Annotated in this window: 8 protein-coding genes and 3 pseudogenes; 1 reads left to right on the top strand and 10 read right to left on the bottom strand. The window is 73.1% G+C overall.

Going from position 1 to position 10,054, the window contains the following annotated elements; all coding sequences use genetic code 11:
• From HCN52_RS17235 to HCN52_RS17200, 8 genes and pseudogenes are all read right to left on the bottom strand, one after another.
• Positions 1 to 331 (bottom strand): annotated as a pseudogene (locus HCN52_RS17235) (hypothetical protein); the annotation flags it as partial.
• A 364-nt stretch (positions 332 to 695) separates the two neighbouring features.
• Positions 696 to 1,733 carry a L,D-transpeptidase family protein gene (locus HCN52_RS17230; RefSeq protein WP_168089346.1) on the bottom strand — a complete coding sequence of 346 codons (1,038 nt, stop codon included), beginning with the start codon at positions 1,731 to 1,733 and terminating at the stop codon, positions 696 to 698.
• A gap of 416 nt (positions 1,734 to 2,149) precedes the next feature.
• Positions 2,150 to 3,031 (bottom strand): annotated as a pseudogene (gene rlmB / locus HCN52_RS17225) (23S rRNA (guanosine(2251)-2'-O)-methyltransferase RlmB); the annotation flags it as partial.
• A 130-nt stretch (positions 3,032 to 3,161) separates the two neighbouring features.
• Positions 3,162 to 4,565, bottom strand: a complete 1,404-nt coding sequence (cysS, locus tag HCN52_RS17220; RefSeq protein WP_168089345.1) for a cysteine--tRNA ligase — start codon at positions 4,563 to 4,565, stop codon at positions 3,162 to 3,164.
• 121 nt (positions 4,566 to 4,686) lie between these two features.
• Complete coding sequence (locus tag HCN52_RS17215; protein WP_168089344.1) at positions 4,687 to 5,097, bottom strand: PPOX class F420-dependent oxidoreductase; 411 nt, start codon at positions 5,095 to 5,097, stop codon at positions 4,687 to 4,689.
• 170 nt (positions 5,098 to 5,267) lie between these two features.
• Positions 5,268 to 5,828: a 2-C-methyl-D-erythritol 2,4-cyclodiphosphate synthase gene (gene ispF, locus HCN52_RS17210; RefSeq protein WP_168089343.1), complete on the bottom strand. Its 561-nt coding sequence runs from the start codon at positions 5,826 to 5,828 to the stop codon at positions 5,268 to 5,270.
• Positions 5,825 to 6,655 (bottom strand): 2-C-methyl-D-erythritol 4-phosphate cytidylyltransferase, encoded by an 831-nt coding sequence (ispD, locus tag HCN52_RS17205; protein WP_168089347.1) that lies wholly within the window; start codon positions 6,653 to 6,655, stop codon positions 5,825 to 5,827. The genes ispF and ispD overlap by 4 nt, the downstream gene beginning before the upstream one ends.
• A 485-nt stretch (positions 6,656 to 7,140) precedes the next feature.
• Positions 7,141 to 7,623: a CarD family transcriptional regulator gene (locus HCN52_RS17200; RefSeq protein WP_167932518.1), complete on the bottom strand. Its 483-nt coding sequence runs from the start codon at positions 7,621 to 7,623 to the stop codon at positions 7,141 to 7,143.
• Between the two features lie 655 nt (positions 7,624 to 8,278).
• Between HCN52_RS17200 and HCN52_RS17195 the strand changes: the two genes are divergently transcribed.
• Positions 8,279 to 9,028, top strand: a complete 750-nt coding sequence (locus tag HCN52_RS17195) for a hypothetical protein (RefSeq protein ID WP_168089342.1) — start codon at positions 8,279 to 8,281, stop codon at positions 9,026 to 9,028.
• Positions 9,029 to 9,170: 142 nt separating this feature from the next.
• Here HCN52_RS17195 and phoP read toward each other — a convergent pair whose 3' ends face one another.
• Positions 9,171 to 9,851: a two-component system response regulator PhoP gene (phoP, locus tag HCN52_RS17190; RefSeq protein ID WP_168089341.1), complete on the bottom strand. Its 681-nt coding sequence runs from the start codon at positions 9,849 to 9,851 to the stop codon at positions 9,171 to 9,173.
• Positions 9,848 to 10,054, bottom strand: a pseudogene (locus HCN52_RS24825) (hypothetical protein); the annotation flags it as partial. The gene phoP and the pseudogene HCN52_RS24825, both read right to left, overlap by 4 nt.

Raw genomic sequence — 10,054 nt, 5'->3', positions numbered from 1 at the left:
GCCCCCCCACGACGGAGGGCAGTTTCGGCAGCGTCGCGGTGTCGGTCACCCGCGGCAGGAGCTGCGTCGCGACTCCGCCCTGCTCGCCGGCCTGGCGGGCCGCCTGCAGCAGGCCGCCGGCGCCGGCGTCACCGGGAGCGGCCTGGCCGGTCCACACGACGGGACGCCGCGTCCGGGCCGCGGCGGGCGACCGGCGGATGGCGATGGAGCCCATCGGCGCGCCCTCCAGCCGGGGGCCGCTGCCGGCCGGCGGGGACGGGGCGGCGAACTCCACCCGGAAGCTGGCGTGATTGACGATGATCTGGGCGGGATCGCACGGCACCTTGACCATGGTCAGCTCGCTTGCATCACCGGTGAAGCCGCTCCGGTCTCCCCCAGAGGCGGCGCGGGGTGTTCGTGTGTCCACACTCCACTAACCGAGTGACCACCGGTTAGGACACTGCCTCGACGCCAGAAACTGACGGCGACCCGTCAACAGGCGCGTCCCGGAACGTCGTCGCACGCCGCTTCACTCCCCCTCCCGACACACCCCGCGCCGGGTCCGTGCGACGAGCGCCCCCCGAAAGGGCGGTTCGGCGAGCGCCGCGCTGACGCTCCCGGGGCGCCGCCGACGCGAGACGCCCGCCCCCGACTTCCTGGGGCGGGCGTCTCGTGTCAGTGCTGCGGTGCGGCGCCGCGTGGGGCGGGCCGTCGGGTCACCAGTGGACGATCAGCTTGTCGCCCTCGTTGACCTGGTCGAACAGCGACTCGATCGCTTCCCGGTCGCGGACGTTGACGCACCCGTAGGAGCCGCCCTCGTAGCCGTTCTGGAGGAAGTTCTCGGAGTAGTGCACCGCCTGGCCGCCGTCGAAGAACAGCGCGAACGGCATCGGGGAGTCGTAGATCGTGGAGTGGTGGTCGCGGCTCTTCCAGTAGACCGTGAACTCGCCCTCGCGGGTCTCGTATCCCTCGGCGCCGAACCGCACGTCCAGCGTCATGCGGACGTCACCGTCGATGACCCAGGACAGGCTGTTGGTCGTCTTGGAGATGCAGAGCGCACGCCCCGTCATGCAGCGGTCGTCCAGCCCCGCGGGGGTCTCCTTCTCCACCTCGGGCACCTCGACGGGGACGAACATCTCGTCCCGCGCCGGCTGCTTGGTGGCGGCCTTCAGCGCGGCCCAGGTGTCGTCGTAGACGATTCCGGAGACCTCTACGCCGGCCGCCCGCTGGTAGGACTCCACCGACGTCTTGGTGACGTTGCCGTAGTAGCCGGTGGGGTTGTCCTCGAAGTGGTCCAACTGCACCAGCCGCGCCTGGAGCTCACGCACCTGGTCGTTGTTGTCGCCGTAGCCCATGACCTGCTCGCGCGGGAACAGCTGCTCCTGCGTGGGATCCTGGGTCTTCTGGAGCAGCAGCTCCCAGGTGGACTCGTGGACGGTGCCGGAGACCTCCAGCGCGTCGTTCGCCTCCTGGAAGGCCGCGACCGCGCCGGTGGTGGTGTCGCCGTAGAAGGCGGTGGGCCGGGCCTCGAAGACGCCGGCCTGCCCGAGACGGGCCTGGAGCTCGCGGACCTGCTCGGACTCGTCGCCCGCCTTGAGCAGGACCTCGTCCGGCTCCTCCTCGGGCTCCTCGTCCTCCTCCGGCTCCTCCTCGGGGAGAGCCTCGCTCGCCTCGTTGGCGACGGGCTTGGCGTCGTCCGCGGCTTCCGGGCTGCCGGAACCGCAGGCGGTCAGCAGCAGTGCCGCCGAGACCACCGCGACCAGCGAACCTCGTATGTGCGCCGAGCGCATGGATGCAACCCCCGAGAGATCGAGTGAAAGGTGCTCTGGGTAGGACGGGCGCCCGGCCGAATACGTTGCCCGTCCCGGAGTAACGAAAGAAGCACATCCCGGTAACGGGGCCCCCGGCGGTCGTGCCACCCGCCGTTGCGCACCAAGTCCATTGCGCAACCTACCACTCGGGCGACGGGCGCAGACGGCCCTCGACGGCACGGGTGCACGGCATCGTTCCCGGGCCACCGGCCGCACGGGCCGCACCGTCCGCACGGCGGTGCGCACCCGGCACGGGGACCGCACACCGGCGGCACGAAGGCGGCACGAGGGCGGCACGTTCGTGGCCCCGGCCGACGCGGCAGCGGTCCGCCGGCACCGCCGACCGTCCCGGGACACGCAGCGACGCCCGGCATGTCGATCCGGACCAGCGCGTCGCAGGTCTCCCCGACCAGCCGCGACAGGCCCTTGCCCTCGCTGCCGACCACGACGACGACCGGCCCTTCCAGCGCGGCCACCTCGCTCAGCTCCACGTCGCCCTCGGCGTCCAGGCCGACGACCTGGATGCCTTCCTTCTGGTACGCCTGCAGGGTCCGCGTGAGGTTGGTGGCGCGCGCCACCGGGGTGCGGGCGGCGGTACCGGCGGAGGTCTTCCAGGCGGAGGCGGTCATGCCCGCCGCGCGGCGCTCCGGCACGACCACGCCGTGGCCGCCGAAGGCGGAGACGGAACGCACCACGGCGCCGAGGTTCCGCGGGTCGGTGACGCCGTCCAGCGCGACGATCAGCGCGTCCTCGCCGGCCTCGGAGGCCGCGGCGGAGAGGTCGTCGGGGTGCGCGTAGTCGTACGGCGGGATCTGGAGGACGAGCCCCTGGTGGTTGAGGTGGTTGGTCATCCGGTCGAGCTCGGGCCGGGGCGCCTCGACCAGCCGCAGACCGCCCTCGGTCGCCAGCTGGATCGCCTCGCGGACCCGGTCGTCGGTGTCGACGAACTGCTGGACGTACAGCGCGTTGGCGGGCACCCCCTCGCGCAGCGCCTCGACGACCGGGTTGCGGCCGACCACGAGTTCGGAGGACGACTTCGCGCCCGGTCGGCGGACGGGGCGGCCCACCGCGCGGCGGGCCTTGGCCTGGGCGGCACGCTGCTTGGCGTGGCCCTTGCGCATCTCGGCCGGCGGGGTCGGGCCCTTGCCCTCCAGCGACCTGCGGCGGTTCCCGCCGGTGCCGGCGGTCGCGCCCTTCTTGTTGGAGGTGCGGCGGTTGCGGCGCTGGCTGTTGCCTGCCATGAGGGTTACCTGGTCCTTCGGAGGGTCGTGCGTATCGCGTCGCGCGCGCCGGATGCGCGCGGACGACGTGCGGAGTTCCGCCGGCCGGCGTCGGGCCCGCGGAGGGGGCCCGACGCGGTCGCGGAGGGGTTCACGGGCGCTGCCCCAGCTCCCAGCGGGGCCCGGTCGGGGTGTCCTCGATGACCAGGCCCGCGTCCTTGAGCCGGTCGCGGATGGCGTCGGCGGTGCCGTAGTCCTTGCGCTCCCGCGCTGCCTGCCGCTGGTCGAGCACGAGGTGGACCAGGCTGTCGACCGCCGCGTGGAGCTGTTCGGTCCGTCCGCCCGCGGCGCCGGCCCACTGCCGGTCCAGCGGGTCCATGCCCAGGATGCCGAGCATGGCGCGGACCTGGCCGGCGAGTGCCGCCACGGACTCCTTGTCGCCCTCGTCGAGCGCCGCGTTGCCCTGACGGACGGTGGTGTGCACCACCGCCACCGCCTGCGGCACGGCGAGGTCGTCGTCCATGGCGGCGGCGAACTCCGCGGGCGGCTCGGCGGCGGGGGCGATCTCGCCGACCTGCTCGACCGCCCGCTGGAGGAAGCCCTCGACGCGGGCGAGCGCGTGCTCGGCCTCGGTGAGCGCCTCCTCGCTGTACTCGATGGTCGAGCGGTAGTGCGGCGTCCCGAGGTAGTACCGCAGCACCAGCGGCCGCCAGCGGGTGAGCATCTCCGAGACGAGCACCGAGTTGCCGAGCGACTTGCTCATCTTCTCGCCGCTCATCGTCACCCAGGCGTTGTGCAGCCAGTAGGCGGCGAACTCGTCGCCGTACGCCCTGGCCTGGGCGATCTCGTTCTCGTGGTGCGGGAACACCAGGTCCAGCCCACCGCCGTGGATGTCGAAGGCGGTGCCGAGGTACTTGTGCGCCATCGCCGAGCACTCCAGGTGCCAGCCGGGCCGGCCCGGGCCCCAGGGGGTGTCCCAGGCGGGCTCACCGGGGCGCGCCGACTTCCACAGCGCGAAGTCCCGCGGATCGCGCTTGCCGGTCTCGCCCTCGCCCGACGGCTGCCGCAGGTCGTCGAGCTCCTGGTTGGAGAGCGCCAGGTACTCGGGGAAGGAGCGCACGTCGAAGTAGACGTTGCCGTCGGCGGCGTAGGCGTGGCCGCGCTCGATGAGCACGTCCATCATCGCGACCATCTCCGGGATGTGACCGGTGGCGCGGGGCTCGTACGTCGGGGGCAGGCAGCCGAGCGAGGTGTAGGCGTGGTCGAACGCCCGCTCGTTCTCGAAGCCGATGGCCCACCAGGGGCGCCCCTGCTCGGCGCTCTTGACGATGATCTTGTCGTCGATGTCGGTGACGTTGCGGACGAACGTGACCTCGTACCCGCGGTACGTCAGCCAGCGGCGCAGGATGTCGAAGTTGAGCCCGGACCGGATGTGGCCGATGTGCGGGGCCGCCTGCACGGTGGCACCGCACAGGTAGATCGAGACACACCCGGGGACGAGCGGGGTGAAGTCGCGGATCTGCCGGGCGCTGGTGTCGTACAGGCGAAGGGTCACGCGACCAGGGTAGTAGGAAGACCGACCGGCTCGTACACCTCGTGCGGACCCGTCCCACCACGGCGGCGGGCCCGGGGTGGCCCGGCGGCCGGAGACCGGCCGCCGGGACCGCCGGTCACCGTCAGTCCAGGCCCTGGCCGACGATCTTCTGCGGGGTGATGCGGACGATGACGCGGGGCGCGTCCTGGCCGGCGGAGGAGTTGAACTCGGCGTAGCGACGGCCGGTGTACTTCAGCGACAGCTCGTCGATCAGCCGGCCCTCGGGGTCCGGCACCAACTCGGCCGTGCCCCGGATCTCCGCGTAGCTGTAGGGGGACTCCGCCGGGTTGACCATGACGGTGACCCGGGGGTCCCGCTCCATGTTGCGGGTCTTGCGGCGGTCCTCCGTGGTGGAGATCAGCACGTCACCGTCGGCGTGCGTCACCCAGACGGGCGACAGCTGCGGACTGCCGTCCGGCTGCACCGTGGCGATCGTCACGAACATCTTGGAGTCGAGGGTTTCCTTGAGCTTCTCGGAGAGCTGCGCTGCCACGATGGACCGTCCTTGTCGGAGGGGAGAGCCTCGTCGGTGGTGCCGGGTCGCGCTGCCGAGCCGCCGCAGGGCCCGGGCGCCGGAAGCCGTCAGCGTACTCCCGGGGACCTGCCCCGGGTGGGCGGACCGCCTCCGGCGCGCCGCCCGGGCCCGGGTGGCGCGGAGTCGGCTCAGCGGACCAGCAGCGCGGTGGCGATCGCCGCCAGCCCTTCGCCGCGGCCGGTCAGCCCCAGGCCGTCGGTGGTGGTGCCCGAGACGGAGACCGGGGCCCCGACCGCGCGGGAGAGCGCCTGCTGCGCCTCCACGCGGCGCTTGCCGACCTTGGGCCGCACGCCGATGACCTGGACGGCGACGTTGCCGACGTGGAACCCCTCCGCCCGGACGATGCGCGCGGCCTCTGCCAGCAGCGTGACCCCGGAGGCGCCGGACCACTCCGGGCGCGAGGTCCCGAAGTGCGCGCCCAGGTCGCCGAGGCCGGCGGCGGAGAACAGCGCGTCGCAGCAGGCGTGCGCCGCGACGTCACCGTCGGAGTGGCCCGCCAGCCCCCAGCCGCCCACCTCCGGGCCGTCCCAGCGCAGCCCGGCGCACCACAGCTCGCGCCCCTGCTCGAAGGCGTGCACGTCGGTGCCGACCCCGACCAGCGGCAGGCCGGGGATGGGGGCGGGCGGCGGGGCGAGCTCGGACGGGCTCCCGTCGACGGGGTCGCCGGGGATGTCGTGGACGGCGCTCATGGTGCGGTGGTCTCCCTGCGGGCGAGTACGGCCTCGGCGAGGACGAGGTCCAGCGGTCGGGTGATCTTGAAGGCTTCCTCGTGGCCCGGGACCAGCACCACGCGATGGCCGAGCCGCTCGACCATGCCCGCGCAGTCGGTCGCTCCCTCGCCGCCGTCGGTCCGGCGGCGGTGGGCGTCGTCCAGCACCGCCCGGACGAATCCCTGCGGCGTCTGGACGGCGCGCAGCGCGGCCCGGTCGACGGTGTCGACGACCGGCTCGGGGGCGCCGGCAGGGCGGTCCGGGTCGGGGGCGACCCGCTTGACGGTGTCGGTCACCGGCAGGGCGGGGACCACCGCCGGCGCGCCGGAGCGCACGGCGGCGACCACGCTGTCGACGGTCGCGGCGGGGACGAGCGCGCGGGCCGCGTCGTGCACAAGGACCACGTCGACGTCGCCGGGGAGGGCGGCGAGTCCGAGTCGGACGGACTCCTGGCGGTCGGCGCCGCCGGGCACCACCACGACCTCCACGTGGTCGGGCAGCGGGGCGGCTGCCAGCATGGCGCGGACCGTGTCGGGACTGTCGGGCGGCGCCACGACGACGACCAGGGCGACCTCCTCGGCCCGGCACATGGCGCGCACGGCGTGGACCAGGACGGGTACACCGCCGAGGTCGCGCAGCGCCTTGGGTGTGCCGGGGCCCAGGCGTTCGCCGCGCCCGGCCGCGGGGATCACCGCGGCGGTCCGGCCCGGGGCGGACCGCCGACCGGGGGCGGTGGACTCGGCCGCCGGGGCGCCGCGGGGCGGCGCGGGAGCGGGACGCGGGGAACCGGAGGACTTATCAGACATTGACATCGGGCCCAATGTTTGTTCCGGGGGGTGGGGTGGGTATGGCCACAGCGTGCCGGACGGCACCGTGGTCGGACCCTTCCGTGACTCTCCGACCGCGGTCTGTCCCAGGCGGCAGCAGCACCCCTTCCGGGGAGCAGGTACCGCGACGGCGACGCACGGGTGCGTTGCGCGAGCGCGGGACGGCGCGGAGACGGGGTGTGCGGTGGACGCACCGCAGCGCCCGTCCGGCACCTCGGTGCCTTCGGGCGCTGCGTGGTGTGCGCTTCTCATGCGCATGTGGAGCATGCGCCGGATCACCGGGTGTCGCGCTCGTGCGCGTCACCCGGTCGCCGCGTGCCGCCGAACGGCGTGCCGCTCACCGCACCGAGCAGGGCCGGGCGTGGTGGTGCGATGCGCTGAACAACGGGACGGCGGCTGGGGCGGCCACCCGCGACTGTCGACGATGACGGTCGGCGGGCGCCGTCCGAGCGGCCTGCCGGACGTCAGGAGGCGAGAACCTCGTCGAGCAGCGTCTCGGCCTTGTCCTCGTTGGTGGCCTCCGCGAGGGCGAGCTCGCTGACGAGGATCTGGCGGGCCTTGGCGAGCATGCGCTTCTCGCCCGCGGACAGGCCGCGCTCCCGCTCGCGACGCCACAGGTCGCGGACGACCTCGGCGACCTTGATGACATCGCCGGAGGCGAGCTTCTCCAGGTTCGCCTTGTAGCGGCGGGACCAGTTGGTGGGCTCTTCCGCGTACGGGGCGCGCAGCACCTCGAACACGCGGTCCAGGCCCTCTTGGCCCACGACGTCGCGCACACCCACGAGCTCGGCGTTCTCTGCCGGGACGCGGACTTCCAGGTCGCCCTGAGCGACCTTCAACACCAGGTAGAGCTTGTCCACGCCTTTGATCTGGCGAGTTTCGATTGCCTCAATCAGCGCGGCCCCATGATGGGGATAGACCACGGTGTCGCCAACCTTGAACGTCATGTGACAGGTACCCCTTCCGTGGCTATCCAGGGTAACACGCCCTCACACGCTATTGAATGACGTTTTCGCAGGTCAGGCCATATCTCGGGGGTTGACAAGGACGCCGCGGGCGTGCTGCGTACGCCCGGTTCGGGCAGGTATCCGCAGGTCGGGGGCCGGGTGGACACAACCGGATTCACAGGACACCGACGGCCGAGAAGTCGTGTCCACCACCCCGAAAGGCGGTGATTGTTGTCCGTTTTGCCCCAGTTACCAGAATCACATCGTCGACCGGCGGCGCTTCACCGGAAATTGATCATTGATGCGTCGTGGGAGTTAGCCGGATTGGCAGCCGCCGGCCCGCGCCGACCCCGCTTTTCCCGCACGCCGCACCTCTCGCACCCGTGTCGCCCCGCGCCCACCGCCGCGGCGGCCGACCCCCCGCCCCGGGCGACGCGGACCGGCGCCGGGGGCGCGCGCCACCCGGCGGGACGCCCCGCACGGACATCCCCCGGGCGACGCGCCCGGGGCGAGTGCGGGCGCCGCGACCCGGGTGGGTAGGCTGGCTCGCCGACAGATCACCGCCGACCTGAGAACCCTCTCGACGATCACTGACGACCAGGCGGACCGCGTCCGAGCGGGCCGCCTCCCGTTCGCCCAAGGAGATGCCGCCGCCGTGAGCAGCAGCCTTCGACGCGGTGGCCTGGCCGCGACCGCAGTGTTCACGCTCATCCCGCTGACCGCCGCGTGCGGTGCGGGCCTCAACGCCGAGACCAACCTCGTCCAGCCGCCCAACGCGTCGCGGCAGATCGACGACGTGAAGATCGAGAGCGTCAACGTCGTCCTGTCCGAGGACGGCCCCGCCGCCGTCACCGGCCGGATCTTCAACGACAGCACCGAACCGCTGACGCTGATCTCCATCACCCTCCCCGGCTCCGGCGAGGAGTTCGAACTCGTCCCGGTCGAGGGCGAGTCCACCGTCGAGATCCCCGCCAAGGGCTCCATCGGCCTCGGCGGCGAGGGCAACGTCGGTGCGTTCGTCACCGATGCCGAGGCCGCGGGCGTCGTGCTGGGCAACGCCCAGGCCCTGGTCTTCGACATCCAGGAGGTCGGCGCCGCCGAACTGCGCGCCACCGTCGTCCCGATGGTCGGCGTGGACGGCGCGTTCGCCCACTACGAGCTGTGGGGCCCGGACGGCGTCCCCGGTACCGAGGACGACCTCACCGAGGACGGCACCGAGGGCGCGGGTGACACCGAGGGAGCCCAGGACGGCACCGAGGACGGCACCGGCCCCGAGGACAACCAGGAGAGCGACGAGGACACCGAGGGCGGTCAGGAGACCGCGGGCAGCGGCGAGAGTGGCGACGGCCAGTCCCCCGGGGAGACCGAGGAGGGTGCGGGCGACACCGCCGGCACCGACGGCTGACGCCTGCCGCACGCACGGATTCACCGGGTGCCCGCCTCCGCGCAGCGCGGGCACCCGCACCGGCCGGGGCCGGTGCACCGCCCATCGGGTGGTGCACCGGCCCCGGCCGTCGTGCGGACGCGCCACGACGGCGCTCCGTCCGTCAGGGCTCGAACTTGTACCCGAGGCCGCGGACCGTCACCAGGTAACGCGGGGCCCCCGGGTCGGGCTCGATCTTGGCCCGCAGCCGCTTGACGTGGACGTCCAGGGTCTTGGTGTCCCCGACGTAGTCGGCACCCCACACCCGGTCGATCAGCTGCATCCGGGTGAGGACGCGGCCGGCGTTCCGCAGCAGCATCGCCAGCAGGTCGAACTCCTTCAGCGGCAGGTCGACCTTGCGCCCGTCCACGGTCACCACGTGGCGGTCCACGTCCATCCGGACCGGACCGGCCTCCAGCGCCGTGGGCACCTCCTCCTCGGTCTCGCCGCGGCGGCGCAGCACCGCACGGATGCGGGCGACGAGCTCGCGGGAGGAGAAGGGCTTGGTGACGTAGTCGTCGGCCCCTATCTCCAACCCGACGACCTTGTCGATCTCGCTGTCCTTGGCGGTCACCATGATGACCGGGACGTTGGACCGGCCGCGGAGCTGCCGGCAGACCTCGGTCCCGGGCAGGCCGGGGAGCATGAGGTCGAGCAGGACGAGGTCGGCGCCGTTGCGCTCGAACTCGTCCAGTCCGTCGGGCCCGGTGGCCGCGATGGCGACCTCGAAGCCTTCCTTGCGGAGCATGTACGACAAGGCGTCGCTGAACGACTCCTCGTCCTCGACCACGAGTACACGGGTCACGGGAGCGCCTCCCGGGCGATTTCGTCGGTGCGGATGGGAGTGGGGGGTGCGGTGCCCGCCGCGCGGCCGGGGCGGCCGGCGAGGGCGGAGGAGGTGCGGGGGCGGCGGGAGGCGGTGGTGCGTCCGGGTGGCTCGCCGCCGTGCGGGCCCGGCAGGTCCGGCACGTCCGACGTGGCGGCCGGAGGCGTGGTGGCGGCCGGCCC

Origin of the sequence: Streptomyces bohaiensis, from assembly GCF_012033785.1 — a bacterium.
Taxonomy (GTDB): Bacteria; Actinomycetota; Actinomycetes; order Streptomycetales; family Streptomycetaceae; genus Streptomyces; species Streptomyces bohaiensis.
This window is presented reverse-complemented; position numbering and strand designations above follow the sequence as displayed.

Excerpts from the sequence above, each read along its gene's own strand:
- HCN52_RS17200 (WP_167932518.1), bottom strand. The coding sequence starts at position 7,623 with ATGACGTTCAAGGTTGGCGACACCGTGGTCTATCCCCATCATGGGGCC.
- ispF (WP_168089343.1), bottom strand. The coding sequence starts at position 5,828 with ATGAGCGCCGTCCACGACATCCCCGGCGACCCCGTCGACGGGAGCCCG.
- ispD (WP_168089347.1), bottom strand. The coding sequence starts at position 6,655 with ATGTCTGATAAGTCCTCCGGTTCCCCGCGTCCCGCTCCCGCGCCGCCC.